Annotated in this window: 18 protein-coding genes and 2 pseudogenes; 9 read left to right on the top strand and 11 right to left on the bottom strand. The window is 62.1% G+C overall.

The features are described 5' to 3' along the window. The first annotated feature begins 173 nt into the window (after positions 1-173). From HDG37_RS28235 to HDG37_RS39585, 4 genes and pseudogenes are all read left to right on the top strand, one after another. Positions 174-1310, top strand: a complete 1137-nt coding sequence (locus HDG37_RS28235) for a muconate/chloromuconate family cycloisomerase (protein WP_184053242.1) — start codon at positions 174-176, stop codon at positions 1308-1310. 27 nt (positions 1311-1337) lie between these two features. After that, positions 1338-1628: a muconolactone Delta-isomerase gene (gene catC, locus HDG37_RS28230; RefSeq protein ID WP_026225988.1), complete on the top strand. Its 291-nt coding sequence runs from the start codon at positions 1338-1340 to the stop codon at positions 1626-1628. Positions 1629-1706: 78 nt separating this feature from the next. Next, on the top strand, positions 1707-2642 hold the full coding sequence (gene catA / locus HDG37_RS28225) for a catechol 1,2-dioxygenase (RefSeq protein WP_184053239.1): 936 nt from the start codon (positions 1707-1709) through the stop codon (positions 2640-2642). Positions 2643-2736: 94 nt separating this feature from the next. Then, a pseudogene (locus HDG37_RS39585) lies at positions 2737-3312 on the top strand (hypothetical protein); the annotation flags it as partial. A gap of 171 nt (positions 3313-3483) precedes the next feature. Here HDG37_RS39585 and HDG37_RS40440 read toward each other — a convergent pair. From HDG37_RS40440 to HDG37_RS28200, 5 genes and pseudogenes are all read right to left on the bottom strand, one after another. Continuing rightward, positions 3484-3600: pseudogene (locus tag HDG37_RS40440) on the bottom strand (energy transducer TonB); the annotation flags it as partial. A 216-nt stretch (positions 3601-3816) separates the two neighbouring features. Next, complete coding sequence (locus tag HDG37_RS28215; RefSeq protein ID WP_184053233.1) at positions 3817-4452, bottom strand: riboflavin synthase; 636 nt, start codon at positions 4450-4452, stop codon at positions 3817-3819. A gap of 15 nt (positions 4453-4467) precedes the next feature. Continuing rightward, the gene (gene ribD, locus HDG37_RS28210; protein ID WP_184053230.1) at positions 4468-5619 is read right to left on the bottom strand and encodes a bifunctional diaminohydroxyphosphoribosylaminopyrimidine deaminase/5-amino-6-(5-phosphoribosylamino)uracil reductase RibD; all 1152 of its coding nucleotides are present in this window, start codon (positions 5617-5619) and stop codon (positions 4468-4470) included. 63 nt (positions 5620-5682) lie between these two features. Next, positions 5683-6966 carry a glutamate-1-semialdehyde 2,1-aminomutase gene (gene hemL, locus HDG37_RS28205; RefSeq protein WP_184053226.1) on the bottom strand — a complete coding sequence of 428 codons (1284 nt, stop codon included), beginning with the start codon at positions 6964-6966 and terminating at the stop codon, positions 5683-5685. 161 nt (positions 6967-7127) lie between these two features. Then, a complete protein-coding gene (locus HDG37_RS28200) occupies positions 7128-7598 on the bottom strand; it encodes a hypothetical protein (protein ID WP_090801467.1) in 471 nt (156 codons plus the stop codon). 283 nt (positions 7599-7881) lie between these two features. On the opposite strand from HDG37_RS28200, the gene HDG37_RS28195 reads away from it, so the two are divergent. From HDG37_RS28195 to HDG37_RS28185, 3 genes are all read left to right on the top strand, one after another. Then, entirely contained in the window at positions 7882-9102 is a 1221-nt protein-coding gene (locus HDG37_RS28195) for a Bcr/CflA family multidrug efflux MFS transporter (RefSeq protein ID WP_184053223.1), read from the top strand. Between the two features lie 214 nt (positions 9103-9316). Continuing rightward, the gene (locus tag HDG37_RS28190; protein WP_184053220.1) at positions 9317-9547 is read left to right on the top strand and encodes a hypothetical protein; all 231 of its coding nucleotides are present in this window, start codon (positions 9317-9319) and stop codon (positions 9545-9547) included. Positions 9548-9629: 82 nt separating this feature from the next. Beyond that, on the top strand, positions 9630-10034 hold the full coding sequence (locus HDG37_RS28185) for a RidA family protein (protein ID WP_090801464.1): 405 nt from the start codon (positions 9630-9632) through the stop codon (positions 10032-10034). Positions 10035-10059: 25 nt separating this feature from the next. On the opposite strand, the gene HDG37_RS28180 is transcribed toward HDG37_RS28185, so the two are convergent. Together HDG37_RS28180 and HDG37_RS28175 are read right to left on the bottom strand one after the other, a co-directional pair. Beyond that, positions 10060-10509, bottom strand: coding sequence for a hypothetical protein (locus HDG37_RS28180; RefSeq protein WP_221312158.1), 450 nt, complete (start codon positions 10507-10509; stop codon positions 10060-10062). After that, positions 10502-10825 carry a L,D-transpeptidase gene (locus HDG37_RS28175; protein WP_184053216.1) on the bottom strand — a complete coding sequence of 108 codons (324 nt, stop codon included), beginning with the start codon at positions 10823-10825 and terminating at the stop codon, positions 10502-10504. Before HDG37_RS28175 ends, HDG37_RS28180 begins: the two co-directional genes overlap by 8 nt. A gap of 259 nt (positions 10826-11084) precedes the next feature. Between HDG37_RS28175 and HDG37_RS28170 the strand changes: the two genes are divergently transcribed. Next, a complete protein-coding gene (locus HDG37_RS28170) occupies positions 11085-11453 on the top strand; it encodes a hypothetical protein (RefSeq protein WP_184053213.1) in 369 nt (122 codons plus the stop codon). Positions 11454-11470: 17 nt separating this feature from the next. On the opposite strand, the gene HDG37_RS28165 is transcribed toward HDG37_RS28170, so the two are convergent. Both HDG37_RS28165 and HDG37_RS28160 read right to left on the bottom strand, forming a co-directional pair. After that, positions 11471-12112 carry a hypothetical protein gene (locus HDG37_RS28165; protein ID WP_184053211.1) on the bottom strand — a complete coding sequence of 214 codons (642 nt, stop codon included), beginning with the start codon at positions 12110-12112 and terminating at the stop codon, positions 11471-11473. Between the two features lie 324 nt (positions 12113-12436). After that, positions 12437-12658 carry a hypothetical protein gene (locus HDG37_RS28160; protein WP_221312157.1) on the bottom strand — a complete coding sequence of 74 codons (222 nt, stop codon included), beginning with the start codon at positions 12656-12658 and terminating at the stop codon, positions 12437-12439. A 362-nt stretch (positions 12659-13020) separates the two neighbouring features. On the opposite strand from HDG37_RS28160, the gene HDG37_RS28155 reads away from it, so the two are divergent. After that, positions 13021-13338 carry a hypothetical protein gene (locus HDG37_RS28155; RefSeq protein ID WP_184053208.1) on the top strand — a complete coding sequence of 106 codons (318 nt, stop codon included), beginning with the start codon at positions 13021-13023 and terminating at the stop codon, positions 13336-13338. 348 nt (positions 13339-13686) lie between these two features. On the opposite strand, the gene HDG37_RS28150 is transcribed toward HDG37_RS28155, so the two are convergent. Further along, complete coding sequence (locus HDG37_RS28150; RefSeq protein WP_184053205.1) at positions 13687-14064, bottom strand: Ltp family lipoprotein; 378 nt, start codon at positions 14062-14064, stop codon at positions 13687-13689. A 481-nt stretch (positions 14065-14545) separates the two neighbouring features. Next, the gene (locus HDG37_RS28145) at positions 14546-14998 is read right to left on the bottom strand and encodes a hypothetical protein (protein WP_184053202.1); all 453 of its coding nucleotides are present in this window, start codon (positions 14996-14998) and stop codon (positions 14546-14548) included. Between the last annotated feature and the right edge of the window lie 87 nt (positions 14999-15085).

The raw sequence follows: 15085 nt of genomic DNA, 5'->3' as shown, positions 1-15085 counted from the left end.
CCTCATTTTCGATGCCCCACCTGCATGGTGCAATGCAAAATCCATAGAAAGGCCGGGCTTGCTGGCCTCACCATACCCTGCAGGTATGAAAAAGGACAGGAAAAGTATTGGACGGGCCAAACGGGCGAAGGGTATAAAAACATCCAATGAACTCACTTCCCGCCGCAGCCGCCATGACCCAAGCGACCATCGAACGTATCGAAACCCGCCTCGTCGATCTGTCGACGATCCGCCCTCACAAGCTGTCGGTCGCCACGATGTACGGGCAGACGCTGATGCTGGTCAAGGTGTACTGCAGCGACGGCATCGTCGGGATTGGCGAAGGCACCACGATCGCCGGCATGGCCTATGGCCCGGAAAGCCCCGAAGCAATGAAGCTCGCGATCGACGCCTACTTCGCCCCGGCGATGATCGGCAAGGACGCGACGCAGATCCAGGCGCTGATGGCGCACCTCGGCAAGCTGGTCAAGGTCAATCATTTCTCGAAGAGCGCGCTCGAAACCGCGCTGCTCGACGCGCAAGGCAAACGTCTCGGCGTGCCGGTGAGCGAACTGCTCGGCGGCCGTCGCCGTGAGCGCCTGCCGGTTGCGTGGACGCTCGCGTCGGGCGATACCGCGAAGGACATCGCCGAAGCCGAGCACATGCTCGACGTGCGCCGCCACAAGGTCTTCAAGCTGAAGATCGGCGCGAAGGAACTGAAGACCGACATCAAGCACGTCGCCGAGATCAAGAAAGCGGTCGGCGAGCGCGCCGCGGTGCGCGTCGACGTGAACATGGCGTGGAGCGAGACCCAGGCCGCCTGGGCGATTCCGGCGCTGGCCGACGCGGGCTGCGATCTGGTCGAGCAGCCGGTCGCGTCCGCCGCGGCGCTCGCGCGACTGATGCGCCGCTTCCCGGTCGCGCTGATGGCCGACGAAGTCCTGCAAGGCCCGGACAGCGCGTTCGAGATCGCGAAGAACGGCGGCGCCGATGTGTTCGCGATCAAGATCGAACAGAACGGTGGCCTGTTCGCCGCGCAGCGCGTGGCCGCGATCGCAGATGCCGCCGGCATCGAGCTGTACGGCGGCACGATGCTCGAAGGCGCGTTCAGCACGGTGGCGTCGGCGCATCTGTTCGCGAGCTTCGCGAATCTGCAATGGGGCACCGAGCTGTTCGGGCCGCTGCTGATCACCGAAGAAATTCTGACCACGCCGCTGGACTACAGCGACTTCGAACTGACCGTGCCGAACGGCCCGGGTCTCGGCATCGAACTCGACGAGGCGAAGGTCGAACGATTCACGCGAGACGGGCTGATGAAGGTCACCCGATAAACGGATTTAGATCAAGAGGATTCAACGATGCTTTTCCATGTACGAATGGACGTGCACCTGCCGGTCGACATGCCGGCCGAAGTGGCGAACGAAATCAAGACCCGCGAGAAGGCTTACTCGCAGGAGCTCCAGCGTAGCGGCAAGTGGCGTCATATCTGGCGCCTCGTTGGCGAGTACGCGAATTACAGCATCTTCGATGTAGAGAGCAATGCCGAACTTCACGACATTCTGTCCGGCTTGCCTCTGTTCCCGTACATGAAGATTTCGGTGACGCCTCTGTGTCGTCACCCGTCGTCGATTCGGGACGACGACATCTGAGCCCAGGGGCCAGGCGCTTTTGACGGCGAGCGCATCCAAAGCCATCTTTTCCCCCTATACCAACTGGAGACAGTCATCGTGAGCGTCAAAGTATTTGAAACCAAAGAAGTGCAGGATCTGCTGAAAGCCGCTTCCAACGTCGATGCCGGGAATGGCAACGCGCGTTTCCAGCAGATCGTTTTCCGTCTGCTGGGCGACCTGTTCAAGGCAGTCGATGACCTCGACATCACGCCCGACGAAGTCTGGGCCGGCGTCAACTATCTGAACAAGCTCGGTCAGGACGGCGAAGCGGCGCTGCTCGCGGCCGGACTCGGTCTCGAGAAGTATCTCGACATCCGCATGGACGCCGAGGACAAGAAGATCGGTCTCGAAGGCGGCACGCCGCGTACGATCGAAGGCCCGCTGTACGTCGCCGGCACGACGGTGCGCGAGGGCGTCTCGAAGATCGACATCAACCCGGACGAAGACGCGGGCCCGCTGGTGATTCGCGGCACGGTCAAGGATCTGGACGGCAAGCCGATCGCCGGCGCGGTCGTCGAGTGCTGGCACGCGAACTCGAAGGGCTTCTACTCGCACTTCGATCCGACCGGCGCGCAGAGCGACTTCAACCTGCGCGGCGCGGTGAAGACCGGCGCCGACGGCAAGTACGAGGTCCGCACCCTGATGCCGGTAGGCTACGGCTGCCCGCCGCACGGCTCGACGCAGCAGCTGCTGAACGTGCTGGGCCGTCACGGCAACCGTCCGGCGCACGTGCACTTCTTCGTCAGCAGCGACGGCCATCGCAAGCTGACCACGCAGTTCAACATCGAAGGCGATCCGCTGATCTGGGACGACTTCGCGTATGCAACGCGCGAAGAGCTGATTCCGCCGGTCGTCGAGAAAAGCGGTGGCGCGGCGCTGGGCCTGAAGGCCGATACGTACAAGGAGATCGAGTTCAACTTCACGATCACGCCGCTGGTCCAGGGTAAGGACAACCAGCTCGTCCATCGTCTGCGCGCTTCGGCCGAAGCGTAATCGCACGAGGCGGCGCCGTGGCGACATGGCCGCCGTCTTTCGTTGCCAACGGCCGGCGGTCTTGCTGGCCGAATCCCTGAAGCGTCGAGGAGTTGTGACGCCGGACAACGCCGCGTTGACGCGGCGCTTCACCGATAGCGCCGATGGTGTGTTGTGGCTCACCAGCTCCACGTCGCCCGGCCAGGAGCAGGAGCTCGACGAGCTCGGCCGCGAATTGCACCGGAACAAGCCTTTGCTGCCGGTCGTCACGCGTAGCGACGAGTACGAGGAAGACGAAATCGACGGCAGACTCGTCAAGTGTCTGTGCAACAAGAGCGCGCCGCGTCGCGCGCTGCAGGAGCACGACGTCCAGATGCGAGCGGAAGACAAGCTCGTCGCGATGGGCGTCGACAAGGCGCTGCTGAAGCCGCCGGTGTCGATTTCCGCGTATGTGGCGCGCGAGGCTGGGCAGACCGCGGCGGCCATGAGTGACGCGGGCTTCGAGCGGCTGTACGCCGCGTTGCTCGACATCACCGGACCGACGCTCGCATATAAACGGCGCAAGCGGGCCGAGGTGCTGCTGCATCATCTGGAAGAGAACGTGCTCGGCAGCCTGCAAAGCGACGTGCTGCCGTTGCCTGGCGATCTGGGCGAGTCGTCGCAAGGGGCGCTCGCAAGGCTCGAGCAACAGCGAAGAACCGGTCGCGCCCGCGGGAGAAGACGGCCGTCGCGGGGAGTCCGCGTTGCTCGCGGCCGCCACGACGCCTGCGCCGGAGCGAGCCGTATCGCCGCTCGCGTGCGGTAGATTGAAAACGAAATTCGTTTCGACCGCCACAGGCTGATTGTCCATGCCCGTGAGAGCGCTGCACTGGGCACGCCGCGATGCCTGAAAGGCGAGGTTGTCGAACGCCGGATTGCCGGACGAGACTTCGACGACCGCGTCGCTGATCTGTCCACGTTCGTCGACCCATGCACGCACGATCGCATTGGGACGCGGCGCGTGCGCGACCGCAGCGCCGGAGCAGGTGCGGCTCTTTCATTGTGTTTGTCAGCTTCGGATCGTGCACGCGCGCTGGGTCACGGCCCCGGATTCGCCTCGCTCAAACCGGCTTGCTGCGCGGATCGATCGCTGTCCCGATACGCACCGAGCATGCGCTCCTGGTATCGCGTAACGGTCTCGAGGGAAGTGGCCAGGTTACGTCGAGGATGGATCGCCATCGCGCGGCGCATTGAGCATCCGCTCCACATAGCGCGCAATCAGATCGATCTCCAGATTCACTTTTACCCCGTCGTGCAGATGCTTGAGCGCCGTCACCTGCACGGTATGCGGAATCAGATTGATCGAAAACTCGCAGCCGTCGTCGCGATCAACGACGGAGTTCACGGTCAGGCTCACGCCATTGACCGTAATCGATCCCTTGTACGCGAGATAACGACCGATGTCGCGCGGCGCGAGAATGCGCAGCTCGTGCGATTCGCCGACTGGCGCGAAACGCGTGACGACACCGAGCCCGTCGACGTGTCCGGACACGATATGTCCACCGAGCCGGTCATGCGCGCGCAGCGCTTTCTCGAGATTGACCTCGCCGGTTTCGCCGAGACCGGCCGTGCGGTTCAGGCTCTCGCGCGACACGTCGACCTCGAACGAATGAGCGGTCTTCGCGACCACCGTCATGCAGGCGCCCTGGATCGTGATGCTGTCGCCGAGCTGCACATCGGCGAGGTCGAGCCCGCCCGCCTCGACGTTCAGGCGCACGCCCGCGTCGCCGCCCGTGCCGAGCGGCTTGACTGATTCGATGCGGCCCACTGCCGCGACGATTCCTGTAAACATCGTGCTAGTCCTTGATCATTTCGAAACGGTGGGAGACACGGTGTCGGTCCCGGGTAAGGCTGTCGGCGCGAAACGCGCGAGGATCCGCAGATCGTCGCCGATCCGCTCGACCGTGTGGAAATTCAGCTTCACGCGGTCTTCGAGCTGGTCGGGCGCGTCCAGATTGAACATGCTCATCGAGTCCACGCCGAGCAGGCTCGGCGCGAGATAGACCAGCAGTTCATCGACGCAGCCTTCGCGCAGCAGCGAACCGTTCAGCTTGTAGCCGGCTTCGACGTGCAGCTCGTTGACGTGACGCTCGCCGAGCATGCTCAGCATGCGCGGGAGATCCACCTTGCCGAACGCGTTCGGCAGCGGCACGATCTCGGCGCCGCGCTCGCGCAGCGCGCTCGCGCGTTCTTCGAGACGCGTGTCGAGCTCGCCGCAGAAGATCAGCGTCGGCGCGCCGGCCAGGATCAGCGCGTCGAGCGGCACGTCGAGCTGGCTGTCGATCAGCACGCGGTGCGGTTGGCGCGGTGTATCGACCGCGCGCACGGTCATGCGCGGATTATCCTCGCGCACAGTGCCGATGCCGGTCAGGATCGCCGACGCGCGCGCACGCCACGCATGACCGTCGGCCCGCGCGGCCGCGCTCGTGATCCACTGGCTCTCACCCGACGGCAAGCCGGTGCGGCCATCGAGCGACGCCGCCACTTTCATGCGCACCCACGGACGGCCGCGCGTCATGCGCGACACGAAGCCGACGTTCAGCTCCCGCGCTTCGTTCGCGAGCAGCCCGCAGCGCACTTCGATACCGGCTTCGCGCAGCATCGCGAGACCGCGGCCGGAGACCTGCGGGTTGGGATCTTCCATCGCGGCGATCACGCGGCCGATCTGCGCTTCGATCAGCGCGTTCGCGCACGGCGGCGTGCGGCCGAAATGGCTGCACGGTTCGAGCGTCACGTAGGCGGTCGCGCCGCGCAGGTCGTGGCCGCGCGAGCGCGCGTCCTTCAGCGCGCGAATTTCGGCGTGATCCTGGCCGGCCGGCTGCGTGAAGCCTTCGCCGATCACCTCGCCGTTTCTGACGAGCACGCAACCGACCCGCGGATTCGGGTCGGCCGTGTACATGCCGCGCTTCGCGAGCGCGAGCGCGCGTTCCATGTGGACGAAATCGGTTTGCGAGAACATCGGTGTCCGTTGTGGTGCGGTGTCTGGGGCGTGCGAGTTGCGGCCTTTGCTTCGGGCCCGGCTTCAGCGCTTCAACGCTGCGAACGCGCCGCGCGCGGCGTCGATCGTCGCGTCGATCACCGCGTCGTCGTGCGCGCTCGACACGAAGCCGGCCTCATACGCGGACGGCGCGAAGTACACGCCCGCGTCGAGCATCTTGTGGAAGAACGCGTTGAAGCGCGGCACATCGCTCTTCGTGACGTCGGCGAAGCTCGTCGGGATCGATTCGCGAAAGTAGATGCCGAACATGCCGCCGAGCGCGTCGGCCGCGAACGGCACGTCCGCTTCGCGTGCCGCCCGCGCGAGCCCTTGCGCGAGACGCGTGGTGCGCGCGGCGAGCGTGTCGTAGAAGCCGGGCGCCTGGATCAGCTGAAGCGTCTTCAGGCCGGCCGCGACCGCGATCGGATTGCCCGACAGCGTGCCCGCCTGATAGACGCCGCCGAGCGGCGCGAGGTGAGCCATGATGTCGCGCCGGCCGCCGAACGCCGCCGCCGGCATGCCGCCGCCGATTACCTTGCCGAGGCAGGTGAGGTCCGGCGTGATGCCGTAGAGTTGCTGCGCGCCGCCGAGCGCGACGCGAAAGCCGCACATCACTTCGTCGAAAATCAGCACCGCGCCGTACTCGGTGCACAGGCGCCGCAGCGCCTGCAGGAATTCAGGGGTCGCGCGCACGAGGTTCATGTTGCCCGCGACCGGCTCGACGATCACCGAGGCGATCTCGTTGCCGAACGCCTTGAACGCTTCTTCGAGCTCGGCGACGTTGTTGTATTCGAGCACGGTGGTGTGCTTCGCGATATCGACCGGCACGCCCGCCGAGGTCGGATTGCCGAAGGTCAGGAGGCCCGAGCCGGCCTTCACGAGCAGGCTGTCCGCGTGGCCGTGATAGCAGCCTTCGAACTTGACGATGCGGCTGCGGTTCGTGAAGCCGCGCGCGAGACGCAGCGCGCTCATCGTCGCCTCGGTGCCGCTCGACACCATGCGCACCTGTTCGATCGACGGCACCAGCTTGCAGATTTCCTCGGCGATCTCGACTTCCGACTCGGTCGGCGCGCCGAACGAAAAGCCATTCACGAGCGCGCGCTGCACGGCTTCCAGCACTTCGGGATGAACGTGGCCGAGGATCATGGGGCCCCACGAGCCGATGTAGTCGGTATAGCGCTGGCCGTCCGCGTCCCAGAAGTACGGGCCTTGCGCGCGCTTGATGAAACGCGGTGTGCCGCCGACGGAACGGAAAGCGCGCACCGGCGAATTCACGCCGCCCGGGATCGTGCGTTGCGCGCGTTCGAAGAGGGTTTCGTTTCTGGACATGGCGATGGCTGGAATAGGGAGCAGGGGTTGCGCAGCGGCGCAAAGGGCCTCGGACGATTCCCGCGGACCCTTCGCGCGATGCTGGGATGGATCGAGAAATTGTACCGGAGTCGGCGCCGGCGGGCTGTGCGGGCGGGCGGCCGCGGCGGCGCGTGTTTGGCCTAGCTGCCCGGTGCGGGTATCGTCGGCGGCTTGCGCCTGCCGGTCAATTCGGCCCAGCGCTTCTCCAGCGCGCCTTCGGCGATCGGCTTGATGATCGTGCCCGAGCTTTGCGCATCCCACGTCTGCACCGAGAACGGATGCACACGCAGCTGATCGCGCGTGATGACCGGCGCGTGATGCGCATCGACGAGCCAGTCGTAGACGAAATCGATGCACAGCCGGTAGCCGCGTTTGGTCGACGCGTCGGGGACTTCGTAGGGCGCGCGCGTCACGTAGCCCGAACCGAAGATGCCCTTCGGCTCCTGCGCGACGCGATGCAGGAACACGCGATCGCCGGGCAGGATGCCGCGCGCAAAGCCGCAGCCCCACACGTCGGCCACCGCGTCGCCGGCCGCCACGCGTTTCGCGATGTCGGGCAACTCGGGCCACGGCCATTTTTTGGGGCTCCAGATGAGCAGGAAGGCGGTCATCGCGGGTTCGAAGGGGATCAGGGGGAAGGCTGTTGCGCTACGTCGAGCTTTTATGTCGGGCCGTCAAGCTGCGCATACGGAAGCGCGTTGGGCATGCTGGCGGCAGCTTAACCGATCGAGGCTGATTGCGCCGCGCGGCGCTGTCGCGCAACGTCCACGCAGCGGGCCACGAGCGCCGTCAGCGGATTAACCGTCGCGTACAATCGAGCCGGTCAACTGATGGCCGTTCCCGCTTCACCCGTTCCGCTGCCGATGCCGGCGCGGCGTTCCATCCGGATTTCCCATGTCTCACGTCGTCAGACGCCGGCCCGATGGCCGGCTGATCCTGTTGCTCGGCGCGCTGGCCGCGTGCGGGCCGATTTCCATCGACATGTATCTGCCGAGCCTGCCGACCATCGCGCAGGCCTTCGCGGTCGGCACGGGCGCCGCGCAATCGACGCTCACGAGCTTCATGTTCGGCTTTTCGATCGGCATGCTGCTGTACGGTCCGCTGTCCGATACCTATGGCCGTCGGCCGATCCTGCTTGGCGGCATCATCATGTATGCGCTCGCGAGCATCGCCTGTTCGCTGTCGATCTCGATCGGCTCGCTGGTCGGTTTCCGCTTCGTGCAGGCGTTGGGCGCGGGCGCGGCGTCGGTGCTGGCTCGCGCGATCGCGCGCGACGCGCACGAGCCGGGCGACGCCGCGCGCGTCCTGTCGATGATCGCGATCGTCACGGCGATCGGTCCACTGCTCGCGCCGCTGATCGGCGGACAGTTGCTGCTGCTGGGCGGCTGGCGCGCCGTGTTCGTCGCGCTGACGCTGTTCGGTTCCGTGTGCGCGGTGACCGCATTCCTGAAGGTGCCGGAGACGTGGCCGCGCGAGATGCGCGCGCAGTCGGCGCTGCTGAAGTCGTTCGGCGCGTATGGCACGCTGCTGCGCGATCCGGTCGCGTGGGGACACATGTTGTGCGGCGGCATGGCGTTCGCGTCGATGTTCGCGTACATCACGGCGACGCCGTTCGTATACATCGAGTATTTCCACGTGTCCGCGCAGCACTATGGATTCCTGTTCGCGCTGAACATCGTCGGCATCATGTTCGGCAATTACCTGAACACGCGGCTCGTCGGCCGGCTCGGGCCGGTGCCGATCATCTCGTTCGCGGCGACCGTGAGCTTCGTCGCGTCGCTGTTCGTGTCCGTCGTGTCGCTGACGGGGTGGGGCGGCTTATGGTCGATCGTGTTCGGGCTGTTCTTCGTCGTCAGCGTGGTGGGCGTGTTGTCCGCCAACTGCACGACCGATCTGATGCATCGCTATCCCGCCAACGCGGGCGCCGCGGCGGCCGTGTTCGGCGCGGTGCAGCTCGCGCTCGGCGCACTGTCGAGCCTCGCGGTCGGACTGTGGCAGGACGGCACGCCGAAGGGCATGGGTATCGTGGTCGGCGTGGCGGGCTGTCTGTGCTTTGTCGGACGCATGCTCGTGATGCGTCGGCACGGGACGAAGTCGCCGGTTGCGGCTGTGTGAGCGTGTTGTCCGGATATCGAGGGTGAGCGCTGCGCGAGCGCTGTGAAAACGGCGTGAAAACTGGATGACGATCGTGCTATTGCGGCTGTGGGCATCGGCCGACGCGTGAGTTCATCGGACGCGTCTCCGGAAAACACCTGGTGTTGCGCGCGCACCACCGTGCGTCGCGCTTTGCATTGCTATGATGAAGTCACTGTTCCTCGGAGCGGCAATCATGGCGATCAAAGACCTGATGAACGGCGCACGGCAATTTGCCGCATTCGCCGAAGCGCAACGGCTGGCCGACAGCGGCGCTTATTACGATTACACCGACGTCGAATACGTGTTGCGCTTTGATCACGGTTTGACGGATGTATCGGCTCTGCTCGATAGCCAGTTGATGCATCGCGATCTGAATCGTCGTTGCGCGGATGCGCGCGAAAAGCTCGAGATGGCGGACGCGTGATGCGTGTTGCGTCGTGCGCGGGTTCGTGCTGAACGAAGCACGGCGATGAATCGCTCCGAGATTTTCACTTCTGGAGTGGTTGATGACCGATAGCACGCACGCCTCACGTTTGCCCCACACCGACAATCCGGCCGCGCTGGCGAAACCCGGCGGCCACTACAGTCATGTCGCGGTCGCGAATGGCTTCGTCTTCGTGTCCGGGCAATTGCCGATCAACGCGCAAGGCGAAAAGCTCGCCGATGCGTCGTTCGACGCGCAGGCCGAACAGGTTCTGGCCAATGTGAAGGCGGCGCTCGAAAGCGTCGGCAGCAGCGTCGCGCAACTGGTGCAGGTCCGCGTGTATGTCGTCGATGTCGAACATTGGGCGAGCTTCAATCAGATCTATGCGGGCTGGGCCGGCGAGGCAAGGCCGGCGCGCGCGGTCGTGCCGGTGCCGCAGTTGCACTATGGGTTCAAGATCGAGGTTGAGGCGGTGGCGGTGGTTTGAATTCCGCATTACAGCCATATAGCAACTACGGCATGACTTTCTCTGTGGCGGCGGCTAATTCTCGACATAGAGAACTCATGCCGATCGGGCAAGATGACGTTGAAAGCTTGGCGATTCTGGAAAGATCGTCGGTGTCTAGCGTCGTATCGATGTGGCGGAGCACAAAGGCTTTCAACGACGGATTACCTTTTATCAATACACCTAGTTGCGGCAAAGTGTGCCAGTGATCCACTGGCAGACGCGCGACAGCTTCTGAGTTGCCTTCCGCGATTTCGCCATCGTCACACTGCGCGTACTTGTTGAACGCCTCATTCACGTTTGCCCACGTGTCGAGGTGATCGATTGCTGCATCCGCCGCACTTGCCTCACGCTCCGTGCAGGTTTTGCCATACGCAACCGGCATCCACGCTAGTGCAATGAAGGCGACCACACCCATGAGATGCGTAAAAAAATAGGTGCACTTGCGTCTATCCATGAGCATGTCCCGCAAGATTCCTGGCTCGATTGCGCTCAGTTGCCGCGCGCGCGGCCACGGGATCATTGTGGTTGGCTTCTACAGCCGTGATCGGGTCCCGGTGCATCTGTTCGCGGATTTCTCTCATGGCGTCGTCGGACGTGCGGATGCAGCTCTTTGTCGGGTGCTGAGGTCCCGGCAAATAGCGGGCATTAGCTCTGCCCGGATGCACGCCAATGCCGGTATGGCCTGGCACGTTGAAACGGATGATCCCATACAAGCCATACGGGCCATTGGCAGATGCCACATGATGGTGCGGGGTGGTTTGGTCCTGCACGCTATATGTTCCATTCGGAATATGGCGGATTGCCGCGTGGCTGTCGACGTTGTTGTAAGCCGCCCAAGTACCGATCGTCTTACCGGTGGCATCAATAAACGAGATTTGATGTGTCTGTCCGTAGCAGTTTCGACATGTGGCATACCTCTAGAGTTGTAAAGAATGAGGGCTGCGGAGTCGGGCGGCATACGATCAGTGGGATGGGCCGACGCTGCATTGATTCAATGGGAACTCTAGCTTTGCGGCTGGCATAGGTGCTATGGGCGAACTCCTAAAGGAAGGCCGATCTGATGTCGTAAGCAGGGCGGCAGCGGGCTCAGTCGCACTCTATCTATCGCGTCTGTATTGCCTTCGTTTCTATCTCGGCCTTGATATCGGCGTGAAGCGCCGGGCGGCCAACAGCGCGATCCAGCAGTTGGCGCGACGCCGCCAGCCGCAGCTGTTCGCCGCTGTGGCGCATCAGGTTGATCTGCGTCGCGATCGAATTCGGCGGGGTTCTTTGGGGGCAGAAACGAAATACGGGCCAAAAGGCCCGTATTCATTGGATGTCTGGCGGAGGCGGTGTCCGCCAATCGTTCATGATTGGCGCGGCTTTTCAGCGTGGTTGATCGGTCAGTCCACCATCTAGACCACCATCAGTGAGCCCTACGACATGAAATGCGAGACAGCTAGAATCCACTGTGTAGACGCGATGACAACGTAGGTGACCGCAGCGATGCCAGCGTAAAAGAAAAATAGGAAAACGACCAGCAGCCATCGAGATGGTTGCGGTGTGGGTAGCACGTTCAGGAACCTAGCCAACCCTTCATCGGACTTCGTGTAGGCGTTGATCTGGTTCCATGTCAGCGGTGGAAAGTAGAGGTACGAAATCAAGACCTGTTCATTCGGGACCAGAGCTGGGATGAGAATCTCCCATCCGCCTGATGCCGCGGAATTGGTTTCGTGCTGCACGCGCGGTTCGATCACGTAGTGACGAACCGCGATATTGTGTCCGATGCGTACGTTGAATGCCGTTTTCTTACCGGTGTTTCGGACAACGACGCTATGCACATTGACTTGTACTCCCGGCGCGCCGGGCGTAGCGCCAGCGGTGTCTGATGACTTCCCGGTTTGCGCGTTAGGAGGTGTTTGCGGCCCTTCGACCGGAGGTAATGAAAATCCCGCCGCGTGTGCCATATAGGTGATTACTTTGGGCCGATATTCAAGCCTTTTTGCGATTGCCGCGACGACAACGGCTGTTATCACGGGGAAGACAAGCTTGGTGACGATTTCCCAATCAGGTGTCATGTTCGTGTCCTTTTATCGTGGGCCGCGTAAACATTACGCTTTTGAAGATCGCCGGAACGGTTTTTCGATTGCCTCCAGTCTTTTGTCACATCTCGTGTGGCTCGCGTGCCGTCCGACGCGCTAGGGTGGCTGTCTTAGGCCTTGGGTAGCTTAATCCGCGCGCGCCTTTGCTATACCGATGATCTCGCTATCCGCAGTCGCCCAGCGATGCTCAAGCCTCGGCCAGAATTACGCCGATGGCGATCAGCGAGAAAAGGGTGGCGGCAAGGACATAGGCGCGCCATGCGGCCATGGGCTGCCGGTTAGGTCTGCATTCGTTGCTCGTCATGCTGCGTGATGTTTCGGCCGCGCGGCGTCGCAGCGTTGATCAATTGTGGCGCGCACGATCGGATTGGCGAGCAGTTGGCGGGAATCAAGCACCCCATAACGGGCGCGAAGCGCTTTTTCAACCGCCTGACAGTCTGCATAGTTGCCGCTGTCGGCAAGGCTGTATGCGGCTCGCCGTATGGCCTCTCGCCGCCCAGCCCCTAGTACATCCTTTGCCATGGCCCGCTCCGTTATCGCAGGGCATGTTCATATCGTAGAGCGAAAGATTGAAAGCGCCTAGAAAGTACCCGGCTGCGACTCTCGCGAGGTCAGCGATGGGCGGCGCTTAGTTCGTGGTCCCCCACCATGCGTCCGTGAGCGGCGGCCGAATATAAGGGCTTTATAAGGTCCGCGTCATCGTGCGCGTGCATCAGCGGTGCACTGCCATCGCTATGCCTTGGGCGGTTAGTCTTCGTGCACAAAGCCCATTCCAGGCACGATCTGCGGTGGGTTGTCGCACACCGCGCCGATTGGGACAGGTCTGATGTGCGTCCCGCTCACCGGCTGCGATCATCGGGTCATGTGATTGAGGAGTGAGCGACATGAAACGAATTGCGGTGACGGTGCTGGCTACCCTGTGTTTGGCTGGACTGGCGGGCTGCGGCAGCTCGAAAAGCCACAGCGTGAAAAGCTACAGCTCGATGTACGTAGACGGCTGGACCAAGGAAACGATGGACAGGCGGTACCCGAACGGCACGACGCAACGCCAGGTTGTCGGCCGGCTTGGCTACCCGTACCAGGCAACCACTACGGGCGGCGTGGAGCGCTGGGACTATGTTGGCGGCAAGGCCAGCACGCAGAAGGTCTCGTTCTTGTTCAGGGACAGCAAGGTTATCGACAAGGCATACGAAAATTTCTGATGTCTGGCGCAGGTTGACCGGCGGTGTCCGCCAAGGTGGTATGACTGACGGTGGTTTGTGGCCAGTGATTCGAAAAATCCCCCGACCTTCCCCCCTAAACGAAGAGTGCCCTTTCGGGCTGGATTTCGCATCGGGCCGTGGAAATCAAACCGGGAATCAAAACGCCCGCGCAAGGGGCGGTCCTTTGCCGTCTGGTTGTGCGAACTACGCACGTCTGAACAACTGAGAGCCGCGGCCGATCTCCCAACTGCGGCTCAACGTGCGTTCGTTAAATCGATTGGGCGAGAGCAAGAATAGACGGCCATGGCGGCGCTATTGGCAGAGAATCGAGCATGCCGTCGAGAGGTTTCAGCAAGCCCCCGCCTGTTTTGCCCCGAACGTTGCTTGGCTAACGGTGTACCGGTCTCCCGCACTCGAGGAAAGTTGCTGAATGAGACCTTTGCACGAGAAGCCTTGCATACTGAGGTACTGCTTCGCGGATCTCACCGCCTCCTGATTCCAATCGCGATTCAGACTGTCCACCGCTACCGTAGCATCGGCGACTTTGTAACCATCTCCGGCATCCGATGAGAGTTGTTCAATAAGTCCGTTTCGTGAGAACCCTTGCATACTTAGATACTGCCTCGCCGATCTAGCGGCATTATTCTGAGGCCCGGTTAAATCTCCCGCCCATGTGGGCGCGGCAGCAAACAAAGCGGCAGTCAACGCCACCTTTAAAAAATTCATTTGAATCTCCCAAATGTATGCAATGGGTGCGGCGCCCGCGAAGCCCCTGCATCGGACGGGCTTCGCGGGCGCACGCGAACGTTGTCAGTCATGTGATACGAGTCGAAGTACAGCTTACCATTTGGTCGGAGGGCTGCATTTATCTCATAGGCGCTTGTAACGCCAATTTGACTATGTGTGTTGCATATCAAACCGCTGCTCCCCGTCACGCTAGACGATTCGAAACTCTTGTCGGCGCGGGAAAATATAGATCTCGAATTTACCTTCAATGTCTTTATCGATAGGTTTAAAGCGGAGATTTGCAATCCCTTTGCGCACCAGCCCCTAAACCGGGCTCGGCGCGGCTTTTCTTTCTCGCTCGAGCGCATTCAAATGAATTCGCTTATCGGTTAAGGGATGTTCAGTCGTCAATCGAGTGGCTTCGTGGCAGCGCCGCAGCGGTGCTCCGCAGCATCGGCCTGAGATCACAATCTGAGGATGGCTAGCCAAAAGAGACGTCTTTTGGCGAGAACGTTTTCTCCAAGCGATTTGCTTCAGCGGGCGCGTTGCGCTCGACGGCTTTCCAGACCTCGTCACTAAAGCGACCATCAATACGCGCGTACTCCAGTGTGTGAATCAATTCGATCCGGTTGGCCTTGTAGCCGCCAAACTTATCTTCGAGATTGTAAAACTCGATTGCAGTGTGATCGCCTGCCAAATCCCGTTCATCCACATACCCGAGCACTTCGGCCATAAACTCGGCCTTGACGGCATATACCTCCGCGAACGGGTCACCGTCATACTTCTCTCGCATGTTGTCTTCATGAAAGATCGGTGCGAGCCGCTTAAAGTACGCGAACGCGAGAGCGTCGTCGAAGTTTCCTGGATTCTGGATGTATCCGATCAAGAACGATTGACGCTTGAGCTCATAAAGCGCAATGAGTTGCTGGTCCATAACTTTTCCTCTGTGAGTGGCGCCATTGGTGGGCCCCTAATCAAAACGTCAGCGAACTACTGTCACGTTAGCCGCTCATCTCTTGCA

The sequence above is a fragment of the Paraburkholderia sp. MM5384-R2 genome (assembly GCF_014201025.1).
Classification (GTDB): Bacteria; Pseudomonadota; Gammaproteobacteria; order Burkholderiales; family Burkholderiaceae; genus Paraburkholderia; species Paraburkholderia tuberum.
This window is presented reverse-complemented; position numbering and strand designations above follow the sequence as displayed.

Bases quoted from the DNA above. Each gene is read 5' to 3' on its own strand.
- HDG37_RS28235 (WP_184053242.1), top strand. From the start codon at position 174: ATGACCCAAGCGACCATCGAACGTATCGAAACCCGCCTCGTCGATCTG.
- catC (WP_026225988.1), top strand. From the start codon at position 1,338: ATGCTTTTCCATGTACGAATGGACGTGCACCTGCCGGTCGACATGCCG.
- HDG37_RS28215 (WP_184053233.1), bottom strand. From the start codon at position 4,452: ATGTTTACAGGAATCGTCGCGGCAGTGGGCCGCATCGAATCAGTCAAG.
- ribD (WP_184053230.1), bottom strand. From the start codon at position 5,619: ATGTTCTCGCAAACCGATTTCGTCCACATGGAACGCGCGCTCGCGCTC.
- hemL (WP_184053226.1), bottom strand. From the start codon at position 6,966: ATGTCCAGAAACGAAACCCTCTTCGAACGCGCGCAACGCACGATCCCG.
- HDG37_RS28200 (WP_090801467.1), bottom strand. From the start codon at position 7,598: ATGACCGCCTTCCTGCTCATCTGGAGCCCCAAAAAATGGCCGTGGCCC.
- HDG37_RS28195 (WP_184053223.1), top strand. From the start codon at position 7,882: ATGTCTCACGTCGTCAGACGCCGGCCCGATGGCCGGCTGATCCTGTTG.
- HDG37_RS28190 (WP_184053220.1), top strand. From the start codon at position 9,317: ATGGCGATCAAAGACCTGATGAACGGCGCACGGCAATTTGCCGCATTC.
- HDG37_RS28185 (WP_090801464.1), top strand. From the start codon at position 9,630: ATGACCGATAGCACGCACGCCTCACGTTTGCCCCACACCGACAATCCG.
- HDG37_RS28180 (WP_221312158.1), bottom strand. From the start codon at position 10,509: ATGGATAGACGCAAGTGCACCTATTTTTTTACGCATCTCATGGGTGTG.
- HDG37_RS28170 (WP_184053213.1), top strand. From the start codon at position 11,085: ATGGGCGAACTCCTAAAGGAAGGCCGATCTGATGTCGTAAGCAGGGCG.
- HDG37_RS28165 (WP_184053211.1), bottom strand. From the start codon at position 12,112: ATGACACCTGATTGGGAAATCGTCACCAAGCTTGTCTTCCCCGTGATA.
- HDG37_RS28160 (WP_221312157.1), bottom strand. From the start codon at position 12,658: ATGGCAAAGGATGTACTAGGGGCTGGGCGGCGAGAGGCCATACGGCGA.
- HDG37_RS28155 (WP_184053208.1), top strand. From the start codon at position 13,021: ATGAAACGAATTGCGGTGACGGTGCTGGCTACCCTGTGTTTGGCTGGA.
- HDG37_RS28150 (WP_184053205.1), bottom strand. From the start codon at position 14,064: ATGAATTTTTTAAAGGTGGCGTTGACTGCCGCTTTGTTTGCTGCCGCG.
- HDG37_RS28145 (WP_184053202.1), bottom strand. From the start codon at position 14,998: ATGGACCAGCAACTCATTGCGCTTTATGAGCTCAAGCGTCAATCGTTC.